This window comes from Actinoplanes sp. NPDC089786 (genome assembly GCF_040684855.1).
Classification (GTDB): Bacteria; Actinomycetota; Actinomycetes; order Mycobacteriales; family Micromonosporaceae; genus Actinoplanes.
On the sequence record NZ_JBFBGU010000001.1, the window covers coordinates 635,197 to 653,631 of the forward strand.

The following is an 18,435-nucleotide window of genomic DNA, read 5'->3' on the forward strand; positions in this document are numbered from 1 at the left end:
CACGCTGAGTGACGCAGGCAGCTCAACGCCCGCATGTCAAGCGGTAGAAAGGCCCGTCACAGGGCCTCTGAGCTGCACTAACAGTCACGGGCAGGGTGAGACATCGCCGCCTGGGCGTGTTACCCTAGACACAGCGAAAGGGGTTTCGAACCTATGGTTTTCAGTGTCGGCGAGACCGTTGTTTACCCCCACCACGGGGCCGCACTCATCGAGGCAATCGAGACTAGAACTATCAAGGGCGTGGAAAAGCTGTACCTCGTCCTTCGGGTTGCCCAGGGCGACCTGACGGTCCGCGTGCCCGCTGAGAATGCCGAGATCGTCGGCGTGCGTGAGGTGGTTGGCGAGGAAGGCCTGGGCAAGGTCTTCGACGTCCTCCGCGCACCGCACACCGAGGAGCCGACCAACTGGTCGCGGCGTTACAAGGCCAATCTCGAGAAGCTCGCCTCCGGCAACCCGCTCAAGGTGGCCGAAGTCGTTCGTGACCTCTGGCGTCGTGAGCGCGAGCGTGGCCTGTCGGCTGGGGAGAAGCGCATGCTCGCCAAGGCCCGCGACATCCTCGTCGGCGAGGTGGCCCTCGCCGAGAAGAGCACCAAGGACGAGGCGGAAGTTCTCCTCGACAAGGTCCTCACCGAGGCCTGATCCGCACACCGCCCACAAGCTCCACCTGAGAAGGACCGCGACGTGACCGCGCAGCTCAATGCTCGGGGTGACGTCGCGGTCCTCGTTCCCGCGGCGGGCGCCGGCGTTCGCCTTGGTCCGGGCGGGCCCAAGGCGCTGCGGTTGCTCGCCGGGGAACCTCTGCTGGTCCATGCGGTGCGCCGGGTCGCGGCCGCGCCGAGCGTACGCATGATCGTGGTCGCCGCCCCCGCGGCCGACGTCGACGCGGTGACGGAGTTGCTCGCTCCGATCGCGCCGGTGACGGTCGTGGCCGGCGGCGCCGAGCGCCAGGAATCGGTCGGGCGCGCGCTGGCCGCCGTGCCGGCGAGCGTCCCGATCGTCCTGGTCCACGACGCGGCGCGCGCCCTCACCCCGCCCGACCTGGTCGAGTCGGTGGCCGCCGCGGTGCGTTCCGGCCACCCCGCGGTCATCCCGGTGCTCGCGGTCGTCGACACCATCAAAGAAGTGTCGCCCGACGCCGTCGTCCTCGGCACGGTCGACCGCTCGGTGCTGCGCAGCGTGCAGACGCCACAGGGGTTCGCCCACGAGGTGCTGGCGGCGGCGCATGCGGCCGCCCGCGACCCGCTGACCGACGACGCCGGGCTGGCCGAGAAGGCCGGCATCCCGGTCGCCTGCATCCCGGGCTCGGAGCTGGCCCTCAAGGTCACCCGGCCGATCGACCTGATCATCGCCGAGGCGCTGCTGGCCCATAGGGTGTCGGGGTGATCTATCCCCGGGTGGGACTCGGCACCGACGTGCACGCCTTCCAGGCCGGCGAGGAGTGCTGGGTGGCCGGGCTGCACTGGCCCGGCGAGGTCGGCCTGGCCGGCCACTCCGACGGCGACGTGGCGGCGCACGCGGCCTGCGACGCGTTGTTCAGCGCGGCCGGGCTGGGCGACCTGGGCAGCAACTTCGGCATCTCCCGCCCCGAGTGGGCCGGCGCCGCGGGCGTCACGCTGCTCACCGAGGCGGCCCGGCGGCTGGTGGCGGCCGGCTTCACCGTGCTGAACATCTCGATCCAGGTGATCGGCAACCACCCCAAGATCGGCCCGCGCCGCGACGAGGCCCAACGGGTGCTCTCCGATGCGGCGGGCGCCCCGGTCACCGTGTCGGGCACGACCACCGACGGGCTCGGCCTGACCGGCCGCGGTGAAGGGCTCGCGGCGACCGCGGCGGCCCTGGTCCTCCCACCCGCCTCCTGACTCCCGGGCGGGTCGGTGGCATTCAGGTTGGTCGCATACCCTCGGGGCGTGACCGCCAGTCCGTCGGAGCCCGAGACCACGCCCGAGGAATATCGGCAGCGGGCGCTGCTCTTCGCTGATCTGGGGCGATACGACGATGCGGCGGCCGAGGTCGCGGCCGGGCTGATCGACGCGCCGGACGACGCCGACCTGCTGGCCACCCTGGCCCGGGTGCACCTGGTGGCCGACCAGCCGGCCGAGGCGCTGGTCGCGGCCGACCGGGCCGTGGCGGCGACCACCGAGACGTTGCCCGGCCTGGTGGTGCGGGCCATGGCGCTCACCGACAACCGGCGGTACGGCGAGGCCGCCCGCGTCGCGTCCGAGATCCTCACCCGCTGGCCGACCGACGCCTACGCCCAGCGCACCGGGGCGGCGCTGCTCAGCGAGTCACGCAACGGGCAGGACGCGCTCAACGCCGCCTGGAACGGGGTGCGGGCCGCCCCCACCGAGGCCGAGGCACATCTGGTGCTCGCGGTGGTGGCCGCCCGGCTCCGGCTCTTCGATCTGGCCCAGCGGGCGTACGCGGAAGCCCTCGATCTTGATGACGCGATCGGGGACGCCCAGCGCGACGTCGGGATCGTGCGGCTGGAACGCCGCCGGTGGGCGCAGGCACTGGAAGGGCTGGCCGACGAGGTCGCGATCGACCCGCCGGCGCCGTCGTCGTCACCGCCGGCCCCGACCGAGTTGCCGCGGCCCTACCCGGCGCCCGACCGCCCCGAGCCCGAGCCGACCGCATACGACCCCACGGCTGGCCTGAAGGGCGAGGCCTTCCAAGAGCCGGTGAGCCGGCCGAGCCGTCCGGTGCTCGACCCGTCCGCCGACTCACGCGACGCGGTGCGCCAGACCATCCTGTACGGCAGCAACGGCGTCCTGGTGTCGGCTCTGCTGACCGCGCTGATGGCCCAGGCCAGCCCCGGCGCGTCCCGGGTGTGGGCCGGCCTGATCAGCGTGATCCTGTTCGTCGCCCTGCTGGTCTGGCTGACCCGCCGCCTCACCGAGCCGGCCGCCGCCGCCCTGACCCGCCTGCGCCGCAACGAGCCGCCCCTGGCCGTCGCCGCCTACGCCGCCCTCGTGGCACCGTTGATCATCCTGGGGTACGCGCTGGTCGGCGGCCTGATTCCGCTGGTGGCCGCGATGGTCGTGGCGGCGGTCGCCGAAGCGATCACGCTGATCCGGCGCTGACGCTCGCCCGGTTCTCGACCCGCCTCTGACCGAGCCGGCCACGGTTGTGCTCGCCGTATGCGCCGCAACGAGGCCCTGCCGGCCGTCGCCCAGACATCACGCTGCCCGGTGCGCTGACGCTCGCATCGCTCGCTGACATCCCACGGGCCGGGCCCACCTGGGTGGTGGGTGGGTTGCGCTGCGCGACGAGCCGCCGCCTCCCCCACCCCGGCACTGGGTGGGCCGCAAATGTACCGCCCGTGACGGTCAATTCGGGTGGTTATCCACAGGCGCTGGAGCGCCCTCCGGGTAGAGGTCTGCACCGACGCTCGTCCAGCCGGCATCGCTCGCGCTGGTCACGGGCGGAGGACCAGGCGACCAGGCGGGTGCCGGCGCCGATGGCCTGAAGGTGTCTAGGGGAGCTTGGCGATCAGGATCTGGTCTCGGGTGAAGGTGGGGCCTCGGTCGATGGCCAGGTAGCCGGCCGCGAGCTGCCAGCCGCGCGGGGTCCAGGTGGTCGGGTCGTTCGGGAAGGCGAGAGCGAAATCACCACGGAGAGCGCCCGTGGTCAGGTCGCGGGCGAGCAGGTGGCGAGCAGGGGTGAGTTCGTAGGAGACGCCCGCGGCCGTGCCCAGCAGGATGTTGCCGGGTGGGGGCGGCGGATAGGAGATGGGGCGGCCGGCCCGCCAGACGTGGCCCGTGGCGTCGCGTGCGGCCAGGCAACCCACGTGGCACTCGACGCCGGTGAACGGGCCCGTCGCCACGGGAGTGCCGGTTGAGGCGGCGAGCAGGGTGGGGCCGCAGGCGATCTCGAAGGGGGTCGCGAACGCGGGGGCGGGGCACGATGCGGTCCAGGCGAGCGCGCCGGTGGTGAGGGACAAGGCCCGGACCTGGCCGTCGGCGCGGAACATGGCCACGTCGGTGGCGGCGAACATGTCCGGTGGCGACCACAGGACCGTCCGGGCGTCGGAGAAGGCGGGGGCCGACGGGACCGAGGCGCGCCACAGGTGCCGGCCGGTCCGCCCGTCGACCGCGATCACCACGCCGTCGGACCAGCGGCTCACCACGGTCGGGCCGGAGGTGACCACGCCGCTGACCGACGCCGGCCAGCGGCGGAGGGACCAGAACGGGGTGCGTGCGGTCTTGGCCGAGACCGGTCCGTCCGCGCGGACCTGCCGTCGCGACACGAAGACCCGGAACTGGCCGTCGAGCAGCAGCGGGACCACCGACATGCGCCCGGTCAGGCCGGGCTGGGCGGGGACGGCGGCCGGGACGGCGCCGGCGGAGGAGAGTTCGGCGGGACGCAGCACCCGCCACCCGATCAGTCCCGTGACCCCCACCAGCACCACGGCCACCAGCGACCGCGCCAGCGTCAAGCGGCGGCCGCCAGGTCGTCCAGGTCGCGGCGCAGCGCGCCCTCGAGCGTGCGGGCGGCCAGGCCGCCGAAGACCAGCGCCAGCAAGCGGCCGGCCGGCGCCGTCGGATTGCCGTCCTGCACCACGGTGACCATCGTGCCACCGCGGTGTTTGCCCTCCAGCACGGGGACGAACGTGTACGTCATGCGGTAGTCGGCGCCGATGCCGGGCGACTCGACCACGAACTCGCGTTGCGCGGCACACGAGCGTACGAAGAAATCTTCGGTGATCTCGCCACCGTCGGGCATTGTGCGGGTCTCACGCCAGACCGTGCCCTGCCCGAACGGCGCCGGGGTCTGCACCTCGACCGCGGTGACCGTGGACAGCCAGGCCGCGCGGCCGGGCAGATCCGTGAAGACGCGCCAGACCTCTGCTATTGGCGCCTCGATGAGGCGCGTCACCGCGACTGTCGACATTGCGTGACCTCCCGAGTACAAAATACGGGCAACCGCAAGGTATCGAACAGGGGTTACTGGTAGCCGCCGTTGATGAGGCCCAGCCGGACCAGTTCGGTCAGGGGCTCGACGATGGTGGCGACGCCGAAGCCGGCCCACAGCGGCCGGGTCTCGTCGCGGCGGGCGCGGGCCGGCTCGACCAGCGGCACGGGATGGGTCGCGCCCAGCGCCTCGGCCACCTCGGCGACCTCTTGACCGTCGCCGGCCAGCAGCACCGCCACCAGCACGTTGAGGAAGCCGTGGTGGGTGAAGCCGGTCTCCGGGTCGGTGTGCCGGAGGGCGTGGCGGATGCCGGTGGCCAGCTTGAACGGCAGGTCACGGTCGCGGCAGGCGCAGATCACCGCGGCCAGCTCGACCGGGGTGGGGAACAGCTCGGCGGCCAGCCCGCCGACCCGGAACTTCGGCGCGATCCGCAGGCCGTCGGCGCGCATCGCGGCCACCGCGTCCAGCGCCCCGAGCAGGCCCCAGCTCAGCGGGATCTCGGCGTACACCTCGAGGTCTTTGTCTCCGGCGGCCAAGGTGCGCAGCTCAGCCAGGCCGGGTTGGGGATCTTCGCCGCGCCGCGCGACCGCCGACTCGATCGAGCGAACCGTGGCGCCGCCGGCCCGCAGCTTGGCCACCGCGGTCGGCAGGGCGGTGACGGCGGCGTCGTTGACCACGCCGACCGGCAGGCCGGGTGGGTCAACGTCAAGATCCAGAAGCGATGAGGGTACGAGCAGAGAGCCGACCAGTTCGCCGTACCAGGCGGCGTGGTGTTCGCGGAACCCGGCGGTGGTGTCGGCGACGGTGGCCGGCCCGGGCTGGAGCAGTGCGGAGTCATCGACCAGCCCGGCCAACAGCGGAGGCACCATCGACGACACGAACCGAACCTAACGGACGCTGTGAGCCCTGTTCAACAGCGTCCGTCAGGACGGTTGACTGGTGCGAGATCAGTCGATCCGGAACTGCTCGCCGTAGACCGCGAACACCAGTGGCGTGTTCAGGTCGAAGTTGCCGTTGTTGAGGAAGACGCGCTGCGCGGTGTCCACCCGGGACGTGTCCGAGTGCGCCTCCTCCTTCTTCATCTCGGCCACCCGCGCGTCGAGGAACGCGTTCAGCCAGGTGGTCTCGTTGCCGCCCTGGGACGGCGGGGCGGCCCGGCGCAGCGCGTCCTGCCGGATCGACCGCATGCCCTCGTAACCGTGCATGACCGCGGCGTCGTAGTAGGCGAACTGGCCGAGGGCGCGGACGCCGTCGTTCTTGGCGTCGCGTACCGACGGGTTGAAGTAGACCCGGTCGCGTTCGGCTTCCTGCGCGGCCTGGAAGACGGAGTCGTTGGCGGCGCTGCGCCAGTCGGCCGGGTAGTTCGGGTCGAGCCCGGCGTGCGAGTCGGTGCCGTCCACCTGGCGCAGGGCCGGCAGGTACTTGGCCAGCACGTTGTTCGGCTTGGTGGACGTGTAGCGCTCGACCAGTTCGAGCATGTCGCCGGTGCCGGAGCAGAAGCCGATGATCCCGGCGGTGTAGCCGCGCCCGTCGCCGATGTCCTCGATGTACTTGAACTGGGCCCGCCAGTCGAGCGACGAGTTCTCGGCCGCGCTGACGAGCTTCATCGCGACCTCCTTCTTGGCCGGGTCGTCGAGCGGGCTGCCGGCCGGCGGCGGGTTCTGGCCGCCACCGGGCAGTGTCCACTGCTGGTTGGCGCTGGTGCCGCAGGTCCAGATCTGCAGGCGGGTGCCGTCGGCCGAGTTGCCGCCGGTGACGTCCAGGCACTTGCCGGAGCCGGTGTTGCGCAGCCGGCCGCTCTCGGCGGTCCACGCCTGCGCGGCGGTGCCGTTGCAGTCGTACAGCTGGATCTTGCTGCCGTTGGTCGTGCCCGCGGCCGTCACGTCGAGGCATTTGCCCAGCGCCCGGATGTCGCTGCCGACGGTCCAGGTCTGCGCGGTGGTGCCGTTGCACGTGTAGAGGTTGATCGCGGTGCCGTTGGCGCTGGAGGCGCCGGCCACGTCGACGCACTTGCCGGCGAGCCCGGTGATCGGCCCGGCGCCGGCCGCGCTGGCCGGGAGGACGCCGATGACGACGCCACCGGCACTGATGAGCACACCTGCTGCGGCCGCGAACGCGGCCCTGGGGATGGACATGAGCGCTCCTCATGTTGATGGGGAGGGTAACGCTATGTCAGTTAATCTGTTTTATCAATTCCCAGTTGTCAATGTCTTGGAAGAACCGACATCGCTTGACACTGATGCGTCCCGCGCCTACGTTCCGTGACAACTGTTCAGGTGTCTTCGCAGTGCACAGGGGAGCATTCGGTTGTCGCGACCAGCGGGTTCGTCGAAACTCCTGCGTGCCATGAATGAGAGCGCGGCCTTCGCGTATCTGCTGGACCCGGGCATGTTGACCCGGGCCGACCTGCGCAAGTTGACCGCGCTGTCCACCCCCACGATCTCCGAGGTGCTGCGCCGGCTGGTCGGCTCCGGACTGGTCTCGGTGGTCGGGCACAACAGCGGACGGCCGGGCCCGAACGCCGAGGTCTACTCGGCCAACCCGGACGCCGCGTGGACGGTCGCCATCTCTGTGCGTGACATCGGCGCCAGTGGCGCCCCGTCGCTGGCCGCCGCGGTGTGCGACCTGACCGGCGTGGTCCGGGGCCGGGTCGAGTCGCGGGTCGACTTCCTCGAGACCGACCCGGTCGACGCGCTGGCCGCCGTGGTGTCCCGGCTGCGGGCCGAGACCGGGGCGCCGGCCTCCTGGATCCGGCAGATCCAGCTCGGTGTGGCCGGCTCCTACGATCCGCGCACCGAGACCATCCACCACGTGGAGGTGCCCGGCTTCGGGCGCAGCGGGCTGGTGCCCGAGATCGCCGCCCGGTTCGGCACCCGGGTCGACGTGGACAACGACGTGAACCTGGCCGCGGTGGCCGAGCGCCGGCGCGGGGTCGGGCAGGGCGCGGACGGTTTCGCGCTGCTCTGGCTCGGCCAGGACGGCCTCGGTCTCGCGATCGACATCGGGGGCGCGCTCATGCGGGGCGCGCGCGGCGGCGCCGGTGAGATCGGCTACATGCCGCTGTACGCGCCGGACTCGGCGCACAGCAAGATCGCCCTGCAGGACCTGGTCGGCGGCGCCGCGGTGCTCGACCTGGCCCGCGAGCACGGCATCCCCGGCGCGACCCCGCCCGAGGTGGTGTCCTACGCCGCCGCGCGGCGGGCCGACCACCCCCAGTTCTTCAGCCAGCTCGCCGACCGGGTGTCGGTCGGGCTCGCCGCGGTGATCGCGGTGCTGGACCCGCCGCTGGTGGTGCTGGCCGGCGAGGTGGCGCAGGCCGGCGGCGAGGCGCTGTGCGACGCGGTCGCCGGCGCGATGCAGCGCAACGAGCCGCTGCAGGCGCAGATCGCGGTGACCACCATCGACGACGACGCCGTCCTGCTCGGCGCCCTCGACGCGGGCCTCCACTCGATCCGTGAGGCGCTGCTTTCCGCCATATCCGACGCTTGAGCCGCCCTTCTCAGCGTGTCACGGTTTCTGCGCCCAAACCAAGATCGATTTGGGTACGCCCACACCAGAGCTCTGTCCCCGCTCCGCGGGCTGAGCGATCCGTCCCGGCCGTGCCGCGAGCGCCGGTCGTGACCGATCCGTCCAGGTCGAAGCCGCAGCCGCCGCATAGGCTTCTGAGCATGTCGGTTGACGTGGTTCTGGACGGGATCGTGCTCGGGGAGTCGGTTCGGTGGCACGGCGGCAGAGTGTGGTTCGCCGACTGGGTAGCCGGTGAGGTTGTTGAGGTTGTCGACGGGAAACCGCGGGTCGCCGCCCGGGTCGAGGGCCTGCCGTTCTGCTTCGACTGGCTGCCGGACGGGCGCATGGTCAGCACCAACGGCCCGCACCAGCGCCTGCTCGCGATCGCGCCGGACGGCGAGCAGACCACCCACGCCGACCTGACCGGGGCGGTCGCGCCGCACGCCTGGAACGACATCGCGGTCGACCCGCGCGGCCATGTCTTCGTCAACAACATCGGGTACGACTTTCCCGGCGGCGAGCCGGCGCCCGGCCTGATCGCGGTGATCACGCCGGCCGGTGAGGTCCGCCGGGTGGCCGGTGACCTGCTCTTCCCCAACGGCATGGCGGTCAGCCCGGACGGCGGCACGCTGGTCGTCGCCGAGTCGCACGGCGAGCGCCTGACCGCCTTCGACATCACCACCGAGGGCAACCTGACCGACCGCCGGGTCTGGGCCGAGCTGCCCGGCGACGCCCCGGACGGCCTCTGCTTCGACGCCGAGGGCGCCATCTGGTACGCCTCGGTGCCCGGCCGGCACTGCCGCCGCGTCCTCGAGGGCGGCGAGATCGCCCAGACGGTCACCTTCGACCGTGGCGCTTTCGACTGCGTGCTCAGCCCGGACGGCGTTCTCCACACCGTGACCGCTGACTTCTCCGACCCCGAGGCCATGTTCCGCGGCGCCCGGACCGGCCGGCTCACGGCCACGAAGGTCGGGTAGCGAGGCGCAGCCGCCGGCGCAATCAGCTGGTCAGGGCGGCCTCGGCGGCCGTGAGGAAGGCGTCGTTCTCCTCGGGGGTGCCGATGGTGACCCGGACGCCGTCGCCCTGGAAGGCCCGCACGATCACGCCGCGGCTCTCGCAGGCGGCGGCGAACGCGGCCGCACCCGAGCCCAGCGGCAGCCAGATGAAGTTCGACTGCGACGACGGCACGTCCACGCCGAGCTTGCGGGTCGCCTCGGTGACCCGGTCGCGCTCGGCGATCACCAGCGCACAGCGGCGGCGTACCTCGTCCTCCTGGTCCAGCGCGGCCATCGCCGCGGCCTGCGCCACCAGGCTGGTCGAGAACGGCGTCACCACCTTGCGGACGGCCGCGGCGACCTCGGGCTGGGCCACCAGGAAGCCGATCCGCAGCCCGGCCAGACCCCAGGCCTTCGAGAGGGTACGCAGCACGACCACGTTCGGCCGATCGGCGTAGGTGGTCAGCGCGTCCGGCACCTGCTCGTCGGTGACGAACTCGCGGTACGCCTCGTCGAGCACCACGACCACGTCCGACGGCACGTCGTCGAGGAAGCGGTCGAGCTCGGGCTTGCGTACCGAGGTGCCGGTCGGGTTGTTCGGGTTGCACACGATCACCACCCGGGTGCGGTCGGTGATCGCCGCGCTCAACCCGGCCAGGTCGTGGCCGTGGTCGGCGGTGTTCGGCACCCGGATCGAGGTGGCGCCCGCGGTGGCCGTGATGATCGGGTACGCCTCGAACGAGCGCCAGGCGTACACCACCTCGTCGCCGGGCAGGCTGGTCGCCTTGATCAGGTGTTCGGCCAGCGCCACCGAGCCGCAGCCGGTGACCACCCGGTCGGCGGCCACGGCGTACCGCTGGGCCAGCCGGTCGCGCAGGTCGACCACGCCCATGTCGGGGTAGCGGTGCGAGCCGAGCATGCTCTCGGCCACCGCCTCGACCACGCCGGGCAGCGGCCCGAACGGCACCTCGTTGCTGGCCAGCTTGATCGCCTCGGCGATGCCCAGCTCGCGCGCCAGGTCGGCGACGCTGCGGCCGGGCACGTAGCTGGGCAGCGCGTCGAGGTCGGCACGGGTGAGCCGGGTCATCGCGGTTGTCCTTCCGAGGAACCGCCGCCCTGACCGGACGACGAGGTGGTGGCCGAGGCGGTCGGCCGGTGGTCGGGCGGGAGCGCGACGACGACCGTACGCGCGGTCTTGTCGTGCAAGGCCTGCCGGAGCTGCAGGTCGAACAGCGGCGACAGCGAGTCGACCAGCTGGACCAGCAGCCCGAGGCCGGCGCAGCCCCAGAACGGCGTGAACAGCCCGAGCCGGGCCCAGCGCCGGAACGCCCGCCCGAAGCCGAGCGGCTCGGTGTTCTCGACCGCCATCACCTTGATGCCGACCAGCCGTTTGCCGAGCGTCTGGCCGCGGGAGCCGATGGCCGGCGCCTCGTAGAGCAGCCAGAGCAGCGTGGCGATGATCAGCATGGCCCAGAGCAGGGCCTCGGACCGGGCGGTGGGATCGGGTTGCTCGCCGAACGGGTCGGCCATCGCGGCCCGGTACATCGGCACGAACTCGAGGAAGAACTGGTAGGCGAACCAGCCGTTGACCAGGACGTTCAGCAGGAAGACGGCGAACACGTCGACGAGCCGGGCGACCAGCCGCCGGCCCATCCCGGCGAGCGCGAACCCGTGTGGCCGGGCCTGGACGACCCAGCCCGAGCCGGGCGGCGGCGCCCACCCGGGGGGCGGCGCCCACCCGGGCGGCGGGGGCGGGTAGCCCGGCGGCGGCGTCCAGGTCTGCGGGAAGTCGGGCATCTTGTTCGGGTCGGGGGCGGCCGGCGCGCCCGCCGGGGCCTTCGCGCCTGGCGCGCCGGGAGCGAGCGCCGTGACCGGTGGGGCCGGTTCCGGCTCGGGCGGCGGCGGGCCCTCCGGCGGCGTGGCGTCGGCCGGGATGGCCTTGCCGACCCAGCCCTCACCGTCCCAGTAGCGCTGGGTCTCGGGGTCGGCCGGATCCTTGTACCAGCCGGCGGGCAGCGAACTCATGGGCCAACCTTTACCACGACGGTCTGCGCGAACTTGTCGTGCAGGGTCTGCAGGTACGGCTTGTCCCACAGCTGCCACAGTCCGTCGAGATAGCTGAAGAACGGGATGATGACCCCGCCGAGGATCTCGACCACGTAGCGCTTGGCGGCCATCCCGCGGGTCAGCCGCGCGTTCGGGTCGATCGGCACCACGCGCAGCTTCATCAGCTTCTTGCCGACGGTCTGGCCGGATCGGTGCATGTATTCGACGTGGTAGAACCAGTACGCCACCAGCACGAACAGGATCAGGCCGAGTTCCAGCAGGAGCAGTGGGCCGACGAGGTCGCCGACGAAGTCGGGTTCGTCGGCGTATGTCGACTGGATGGTGTCCATCCAGCTCATCATGATCCAGATCCAGAACGGCGCCGAGACCACGAGGATGACCGCGTAGGCCAGCGCGCCGTCGATGAGGTAGGCGAGCAGTCGCGTGCCGAAGTCGGCCAGCGGCTGCCCGCCCGGGCTCATCGGTTGCGGCAGCGGGCGGTAGGCCGGCTGCTGCGGGCCCTGGTAGGGCGGGTAGGGCTGGTAAGTCACCGGCACAGTGTTACAGGTTTCCGCGCAGCTCTTGTTCCCGCTCGATGGCCTCGAACAGCGCCTTGAAGTTGCCCTTGCCGAAACCGAGCGAGCCGTGCCGCTCGATCAGCTCGAAGAACACCGTCGGACGGTCCTGCACCGGCTTGGTGAAGATCTGCAACAGGTAGCCGTCCTCGTCCCGGTCGACCAGGATCGAGCGCTTCTTCAGCTCCTCGATCGGCACCCGGACCTCGCCGATCCGGGCGCGCAGCTCGGGGTCGTCGTAGTACGAGTCGGGCGTGTCCAGGAACTCCAGCCCGGCCGCGCGCATCGCGTCGACGCTGCGCAGGATGTCGTTGGTGGCCACCGCCACGTGCTGGGCGCCCGGGCCGCCGTAGAACTCGAGGTACTCGTCGATCTGTGACTTGCGCTGCGAGACGGCCGGCTCGTTCAGCGGGAACTTGACCTTGCGGGTGCCGTCCGCGACCACCTTGCTCATCAGGGCGGAGTAGTCGGTGGCGATGTCGTCGCCGATGAACTCGGCCATGTTGGTGAAGCCCATGACGCGGCGGTAGAACTCGACCCACTCGTCCATCCGGCCCAGCTCGACGTTGCCGACCACGTGGTCGACGGCCTGGAAGTAGCGCTTGGGCTGGAGACCGGCCTCGATCGCGGCGCTGCGGTCGACGATCGGGCCGCGGGTCACGAAGCCGGGCAGGAACGGGCCGTCGTACCCGGACCGGTCGATCAGGGTGTGCACGGTGTCGCCGTAGGTGGCGATCGCGGCGATCCGGACCGTGCCGTGCTCGTCCTTGACGTCGTAAGGCTCGGTGACGCCACGGGCGCCGGCCGCGGTCGCGTGGGCATACGCCTTGTCGACGTCGGGCACGGCGAGCGCGATGTCCTTGATGCCGTCGCTGTGCGCGGCGACGTGATCGGCGCCGGCCGCGCCCGCGTGCACCGTGCCGGTGATCAGGAACCGGGCCGAGCCGCTGGTCAGCACGTACTCGGCGTGGTCGCGGTAGCCGTTCTCGGGGCCGCGGTAGGCCACGCAGGTCATGCCGAACGCGGTCGAGTAGTAGTGGGCCGCCTGCTTGGCGTTGCCCACGAGGAACTGGAGGTGGTCGACGCCCTGGACGGGGAAGACGTCGGCGGTCGGGGTCGCGCTTTCCATCATCTGCGTCATGTCGTGATGGTCGTCTCGCCGCCCGCAGTTGAGCAATAGTTGTAGTTTCTGCTGGTCAACCTGCGCAATTCGTAGAGTGGGTGAGGATCGTGACTGGTCAGGATGTGCAGCTCGACGACGTTGATGCCCGGCTCCTGACGCTGCTGCGGGACGAGCCGCGGATCGGCGTCCTCGAGCTGTCGCGGCGGCTCTCGGTCGCTCGCGGCACAGTCCAGGCCCGGTTGGACAAGCTGATCGCGCGGGGCGCGATCCGCGGCTTCGGTCCGGACGTCGCGCCCGCGTCGATCGGTTTCGGGGTGACCAGTTTCGTCACCCTCGAGATCAGTCAGCGGTACGGGCACAGCGCGGTCGCCGGCCACCTGTCGGACATCCCGGAGGTGCTGGAAGTGCACACCATCACCGGCAGCGGGGACATGTTGTGTCGCGTGGTGGCCCGGTCCAACACCGACCTCCAGCGGGTGATCGACCGGATCCTGAACTACGAGGGCATCCTGCGGGCGGCCACCATCATCGCGCTGGCGGAGCTCATTCCGTACCGGATCATGCCGTTGGTTTTGGAGGCCGCGCAGCGCCCTCAACCAGAAAGAGCGGCCGCGCAGCGCCCTCAACCAGAAAGAGCGGCCGCGCAGCGCCCTCAACCAGAAAGAGCGGCCGCGCAGCGCCCTCAACCAGAAGAGCGGCCGCGCAGCGCCCTCAACCAGAAAGAGCGGCCGCGAAGCGGTAGCTATCGGGACGACACGGGCCTTTCCGGCCTCACGGACGAGACTCGTCGATCTCGTTAGCGTGTGCTGTGGCTTCCGGCGGCACCCCGAGGGGGTACATCGCGATCTTCATCGTCGTCGGCCTCGTCGTGCTCGCCCTCACCCGGGTCTTCAACCCCTGGCCACAGGTCTGGGACTGGGTGACCGCGGCCGGCCCGGTCGCCGAAGGCTCCTCGTCGTGGCAGGTCAAGCTCAGCGGCTCGCCGGCCGGCGTGACCATCGCCGGCGACGCCGCCATCGTCGAATACCGCACCCGGGTCGAGGCGTACGGGCTCGGCGCCGGCGTGAAGCTGTGGCAGTCCGACGCGGACTGGGCGTCGGTGGCGGGCAACGGCTCGGACGCCGTGGTCGTCACCGGCAAGCTGCTCACCAAGGGCTACCAGGTGCTCGACCCGCGCAGCGGAGCCGTCCGGCGCAGCGACAACGCGGCCACCGCGGTGTGGGCCTACCGGGACGCGATCATCGACCTGCGCTGCGTCAAGGGCGGCGAGTGCGAGTTGTCGGCCTGGGACCCGCGCGGATCCCGTCCGCTGTGGACGGTCGGCACCGGCGGCATCGGCTTTGTGCTGGACGCGGCCAACCCCGACCTGCCGGACACCCACCCGCTGACCGCGTCGCAAGTGGACGACCAGGCGGCCGGCCGGCCCTACCTGCCCGGGCTGATGGGCCTGGCCGACGGCGGCCGGGTGCGCATCGTGGACACCGCCACCGGCAAGGTCGTGCAGACCGTGACACCCAAGCCCACCGAACGGGTCACCGTCGTCGGCGGGCGGGTGCTCACCGTCACCGGCGAGGCCGGCGACGGCACCTGCTACTACAGCGTGATCGCCACCGATCCGCCGTCCGGCGTGGTGTGGCGCCGGGACGGGCTCAACCTGCGGACCGCGGGCAACGGCGGGTCCTGCAAGCAGGACCGCGACCCGGCCGGCGGCGACGACGTGGTCCTCGGCGTCGACCCGGTCGGCCGTGAGGAGCTGATCGCGGCGCACGACGGGCGGCGGCTCTGGTACGGCGCCAAGGACCAGGACGTGCTGGCGGTCGACGACGCGCACGCGATCGTCCGGAGCGCCGACCGGAAGACGCTCAGCGGGCGGTCGTTCAGCACCGGCGACGTCACCTGGCGGCGCGGCGTCAACAACGGGGCGTCGGCGGCGCTCACCCCGTACGCGGCGATCGTGGTGAACACCTCGCCGCGACGCATCACCGCGCTGTCGCCGACCGGCGGGCGGGTGCTGGTCGACGCCCGTACCGAAGCCTCGGTCTTCGCCACCGGCGCGGAGGGTCTGATCGTGGTCGACGGGCGTGACATGGCCTACCTTCCGTATCGGTGATCGATTCGATATCCCGGGTCGTGCGCAGCTTCCGTACACACTGATTTAGGCTTGCCGCTCATGAACAGCTCCGGCTCCTTCACCTACGCGCCCTTGCTGCCGGTCGGTGCCGACACCACCGACTACCGACTGGTCAGCGACGAGGGTGTGGACGTTGTCGAGGGGCCCGGAAAGCGGCGTTTCCTGACCGTCGAGCCCGAGGTGTTGTCCCTGCTCACGGCCGAGGCGATGCATGACATCGCGCACTTCCTGCGGCCTGCCCACCTGGCCCAGCTCGCCTCGATCATCGACGACCCGAAAGCGTCGCCCAACGACCGCTTCGTGGCCCTCGACCTGCTGCGCAACGCCAACATCGCGGCCGGCGGGGTGCTGCCGATGTGCCAGGACACCGGCACCGCGATCGTGATGGGCAAGCGCGGGCGGCACGTCCTCACCGACGGTCGTGACGAGGAGGCCATCGCGGCCGGGGTGTACGAGGCGTACACCCGGTTGAACCTTCGCTACTCGCAGCTCGCGCCACTGACCATGTGGGACGAGCGGAACACCGGCTCCAACCTGCCGGCCCAGATCGAGCTGTACGCCGAGGACCCGGGCGGGCAGCCCGACGCGTACAAGTTCCTGTTCATGGCCAAGGGCGGCGGCTCGGCCAACAAGTCGTACCTCTACCAGGAGACCAAGGCGCTGCTGAACCCGGCGCGGATGATGGCCTTCCTGGACGAGAAGCTGCGGCTGATCGGCACCGCCGCCTGCCCGCCGTACCACCTGGCCGTCGTGATCGGCGGCACCAGCGGCGAGTACGCGCTGAAGACGGCCAAGCTGGCCAGCGCGAAGTACCTGGACAACCTGCCCCGGCACGGCACCATGGCGGCGCACGGATTCCGCGACGTCGAGCTCGAGGCGGCGGTGCTCGAACTGACCCGCGACTTCGGCATCGGGGCCCAGTTCGGCGGCCGGTACTTCTGCCACGACGTACGCGTGATCCGCCTCCCCCGGCACGGCGCGTCCTGCCCGGTCGCGATCGCCGTCTCCTGCTCGGCCGACCGGCAGGCCCTCGCCAAGATCACCCCGTCCGGCGTCTGGCTGGAGCGGCTCGAGACCGACCCGGCGCGCTTCCTGCCTGACATCGTCCCCGACAGCGAAGAGGTCGTCCGCGTCGACCTCAACCAGCCGATGGACGAGATCCGGGCGCTGCTGTCCAAGTACCCGGTGAAGACCCGGCTGTCGCTGTCCGGCCCGCTGGTGGTGGCCCGCGACATCGCCCACGCCAAGATCGCCGAGCGGCTCGACGCGGGCGAACCGATGCCGCAGTACCTGCGCGACCACGCGGTCTACTACGCCGGCCCGGCCAAGACCCCCGAGGGGTACGCCTCCGGCTCGTTCGGGCCGACCACGGCCGGGCGGATGGACTCCTACGTGGAGAAGTTCCAGGCGGCCGGCGGCTCGATGGTGATGCTGGCCAAGGGCAACCGGTCCACCCAGGTGACCCGGTCCTGCCAGACCCACGGCGGCTTCTACCTGGGCTCGATCGGCGGGCCGGCCGCGCGCCTGGCCCAGGACTGCATCCGGCACGTCGAGGTGCTGGAATATCCCGAGCTGGGCATGGAAGCGGTCTGGAAGATCGAGGTGGAAGACTTCCCCGCCTTCATCGTCGTCGACGACAAGGGCAACGACTTCTTCGCCGACGTCACTCGCCCGAAGACCGTCCTCCAGGTCGGCGCCCGCCCCTGACGCTCACGGAGCGTGGTTGAAAACCACCTGTGTAATTTAAAGTTTCTGAGGAAAAACTTTCATTCGGCCGCGTGTCATGTACGCGGACTTGAAAAGCGGCCCTAGGTTTTCAAGTTTTACGTGATTTACTTTAATTCATGGATGCCGCTATGTTCCGATCGTCACCCGTCGGGTCTCTTGTCCGAATCACCGGATGGGACTCGCGGTTCCGTGAGGACTACGAGTGCTCGGCGTTCATCCCCGACCCGCTGCCGACCAAACTCGACCTGGCCCAGGAGACCTACCTGGCGGTCACCGACGCGGCGGTCGCTGTCGCTCGTCTCGACCAGGCGGCGTTCCGGTTACCCAACCCTGGGCTCCTGGCGCGTCCGGCGATCCGGCAGGAAGCGGTCAGCACGTCGGCGCTCGAAGGCACGTACGCGGCGCTCGATGACGTGCTCGAAGCCGACTTTCTCCAACGGAATCAGCTCACCGCGTCGGTCGCCGAGGTTCACAACTACGTCGAGGCCGCGGAGCTCGCGTTCGAGTGGATCAAGGACAAGCCGATCACGGTCGGGATGTTGGAGCAGCTGCAGAAGATCCTGGTACGAGGTACCCGGGGGGATTCGCAAGACGCCGGTCGCATCCGAACCACCCAGGTGTTCATCGGCGGCGGCGGCGGACGGGTCGACGAGGCCCGCTTTGTCCCTTCGCCTCCGGGCGACCAGCTGCGCGCCGGAATCGACGCCTGGGCGGCCTGGCTCAGCGCCGAGGACACCCTCCACCTGGTCATCAAGATGGCTCTGGGCCACTACCAGTTCGAGACCCTGCACCCGTTCAACGATGGCAATGGCCGTCTTGGCCGGCTCGTCTGCGTGTTGCAGCTCGCTCATCGAGGCGAGCTTCGCGTGCCGGTGCTGAATCTCTCGCCTTGGCTCGAGAGCAGAAGGCGCCAGTACCAGGATCATTTGCTGGCGGTCAGCGCCACCGGCGACTTCGAACCGTGGATCCGCTTCTTCGCCGAGGCGGTACGGGCGCAGGCTGTTCGGGGGGTGGAGAAGATCGACGCCTTGCATGACTGGCGGGACGGGGCGCTCACACGGTTGATCGAGGCCGACGTCCGAGGTGTGGCCGTGCGGATCGTCGAGGATCTGTTCGGGTACCCCATGATCACGGCGACGCCGACCGCCGAAAGGTACGGGGTCTCGTACCAGGCCGCGAACACGGCGATCAGACGTCTTGTCCAACTGGGAATTCTCGAGGAGCGGACGGGCCGACGGCACGGGCGCGTGTTCGCGGCGCGTGAGGTGCTCAACGTCATCAACGACGCTTGACGCGGGTCTTGGTTTGAGCCGGACGGATCCGTCACGACCGGCGGACGCGGCACGGCCTGGGCGGATCGGTCAGGCCGCGGTGTGGGGACAGGGCCTGACGTGGGCGTACCCAAGAATTGATCTTGGT

Annotated in this window: 17 protein-coding genes and 1 pseudogene; 10 read left to right on the forward strand and 8 right to left on the reverse strand. The window is 70.8% G+C overall.

Translation table 11 applies throughout. The features are described 5' to 3' along the window. Positions 1 to 153: 153 nt before the first annotated feature. From AB0O15_RS03025 to AB0O15_RS03040, 4 genes are read left to right on the forward strand one after another with little or no spacing between them, the layout of a single operon-like run. The gene (locus AB0O15_RS03025) at positions 154 to 639 is read left to right on the forward strand and encodes a CarD family transcriptional regulator (protein ID WP_184988251.1); all 486 of its coding nucleotides are present in this window, start codon (positions 154 to 156) and stop codon (positions 637 to 639) included. Between the two features lie 42 nt (positions 640 to 681). Continuing rightward, a complete protein-coding gene (gene ispD / locus AB0O15_RS03030; RefSeq protein ID WP_364313245.1) occupies positions 682 to 1,383 on the forward strand; it encodes a 2-C-methyl-D-erythritol 4-phosphate cytidylyltransferase in 702 nt (233 codons plus the stop codon). Continuing rightward, positions 1,380 to 1,859, forward strand: coding sequence for a 2-C-methyl-D-erythritol 2,4-cyclodiphosphate synthase (ispF, locus tag AB0O15_RS03035; RefSeq protein ID WP_364313248.1), 480 nt, complete (start codon positions 1,380 to 1,382; stop codon positions 1,857 to 1,859). The genes ispD and ispF overlap by 4 nt, the downstream gene beginning before the upstream one ends. 48 nt (positions 1,860 to 1,907) lie before the next feature. Then, positions 1,908 to 3,080, forward strand: coding sequence for a hypothetical protein (locus AB0O15_RS03040; protein ID WP_364313250.1), 1,173 nt, complete (start codon positions 1,908 to 1,910; stop codon positions 3,078 to 3,080). A gap of 392 nt (positions 3,081 to 3,472) precedes the next feature. On the opposite strand, the gene AB0O15_RS03045 is transcribed toward AB0O15_RS03040, so the two are convergent. From AB0O15_RS03045 to AB0O15_RS03060, 4 genes are all read right to left on the reverse strand, one after another. After that, the gene (locus tag AB0O15_RS03045) at positions 3,473 to 4,435 is read right to left on the reverse strand and encodes a PQQ-binding-like beta-propeller repeat protein (protein ID WP_364313253.1); all 963 of its coding nucleotides are present in this window, start codon (positions 4,433 to 4,435) and stop codon (positions 3,473 to 3,475) included. Further along, the gene (locus tag AB0O15_RS03050) at positions 4,432 to 4,890 is read right to left on the reverse strand and encodes an SRPBCC family protein (protein WP_364313256.1); all 459 of its coding nucleotides are present in this window, start codon (positions 4,888 to 4,890) and stop codon (positions 4,432 to 4,434) included. Before AB0O15_RS03050 ends, AB0O15_RS03045 begins: the two co-directional genes overlap by 4 nt. A 53-nt stretch (positions 4,891 to 4,943) precedes the next feature. Further along, entirely contained in the window at positions 4,944 to 5,789 is an 846-nt protein-coding gene (locus AB0O15_RS03055; protein ID WP_364313259.1) for a hypothetical protein, read from the reverse strand. A 69-nt stretch (positions 5,790 to 5,858) separates the two neighbouring features. Beyond that, on the reverse strand, positions 5,859 to 7,046 hold the full coding sequence (locus AB0O15_RS03060) for a chitosanase (RefSeq protein ID WP_364313261.1): 1,188 nt from the start codon (positions 7,044 to 7,046) through the stop codon (positions 5,859 to 5,861). A 211-nt stretch (positions 7,047 to 7,257) separates the two neighbouring features. Here AB0O15_RS03060 and AB0O15_RS03065 point away from each other — a divergent pair, with 211 nt between their 5' ends. Together AB0O15_RS03065 and AB0O15_RS03070 are read left to right on the forward strand one after the other, a co-directional pair. Continuing rightward, positions 7,258 to 8,400 (forward strand): ROK family transcriptional regulator, encoded by a 1,143-nt coding sequence (locus tag AB0O15_RS03065; protein WP_364313264.1) that lies wholly within the window; start codon positions 7,258 to 7,260, stop codon positions 8,398 to 8,400. A 179-nt stretch (positions 8,401 to 8,579) separates the two neighbouring features. Further along, positions 8,580 to 9,395, forward strand: a complete 816-nt coding sequence (locus tag AB0O15_RS03070) for an SMP-30/gluconolactonase/LRE family protein (RefSeq protein ID WP_364313266.1) — start codon at positions 8,580 to 8,582, stop codon at positions 9,393 to 9,395. Positions 9,396 to 9,417: 22 nt separating this feature from the next. Here AB0O15_RS03070 and hisC read toward each other — a convergent pair whose 3' ends face one another. Genes hisC through hppD form a run of 4 tightly spaced genes read right to left on the reverse strand, consistent with a single transcriptional unit; the run spans position 9,418 to position 13,175 of the window. Further along, complete coding sequence (hisC, locus tag AB0O15_RS03075; RefSeq protein ID WP_364313268.1) at positions 9,418 to 10,500, reverse strand: histidinol-phosphate transaminase; 1,083 nt, start codon at positions 10,498 to 10,500, stop codon at positions 9,418 to 9,420. Then, positions 10,497 to 11,438, reverse strand: a complete 942-nt coding sequence (locus AB0O15_RS03080) for an RDD family protein (RefSeq protein WP_364313269.1) — start codon at positions 11,436 to 11,438, stop codon at positions 10,497 to 10,499. The genes hisC and AB0O15_RS03080 overlap by 4 nt, the downstream gene beginning before the upstream one ends. Next, complete coding sequence (locus AB0O15_RS03085; protein ID WP_364313272.1) at positions 11,435 to 12,010, reverse strand: RDD family protein; 576 nt, start codon at positions 12,008 to 12,010, stop codon at positions 11,435 to 11,437. The genes AB0O15_RS03080 and AB0O15_RS03085 overlap by 4 nt, the downstream gene beginning before the upstream one ends. Before the next feature lie 10 nt (positions 12,011 to 12,020). Then, positions 12,021 to 13,175, reverse strand: a complete 1,155-nt coding sequence (gene hppD, locus AB0O15_RS03090; protein WP_364313274.1) for a 4-hydroxyphenylpyruvate dioxygenase — start codon at positions 13,173 to 13,175, stop codon at positions 12,021 to 12,023. A gap of 86 nt (positions 13,176 to 13,261) precedes the next feature. Here hppD and AB0O15_RS03095 point away from each other — a divergent pair. The 4 genes and pseudogenes from AB0O15_RS03095 to AB0O15_RS03110 all read left to right on the forward strand — a co-directional run. Next, a pseudogene (locus tag AB0O15_RS03095) lies at positions 13,262 to 13,729 on the forward strand (Lrp/AsnC family transcriptional regulator); the annotation flags it as partial. 236 nt (positions 13,730 to 13,965) lie between these two features. Next, complete coding sequence (locus AB0O15_RS03100; protein ID WP_364313276.1) at positions 13,966 to 15,267, forward strand: hypothetical protein; 1,302 nt, start codon at positions 13,966 to 13,968, stop codon at positions 15,265 to 15,267. A gap of 60 nt (positions 15,268 to 15,327) precedes the next feature. Next, positions 15,328 to 16,995: a fumarate hydratase gene (locus tag AB0O15_RS03105; protein WP_364313279.1), complete on the forward strand. Its 1,668-nt coding sequence runs from the start codon at positions 15,328 to 15,330 to the stop codon at positions 16,993 to 16,995. A 149-nt stretch (positions 16,996 to 17,144) separates the two neighbouring features. Continuing rightward, positions 17,145 to 18,308, forward strand: a complete 1,164-nt coding sequence (locus AB0O15_RS03110; protein ID WP_364316996.1) for a Fic/DOC family N-terminal domain-containing protein — start codon at positions 17,145 to 17,147, stop codon at positions 18,306 to 18,308. The last annotated feature ends 127 nt before the right edge of the window (positions 18,309 to 18,435 follow it).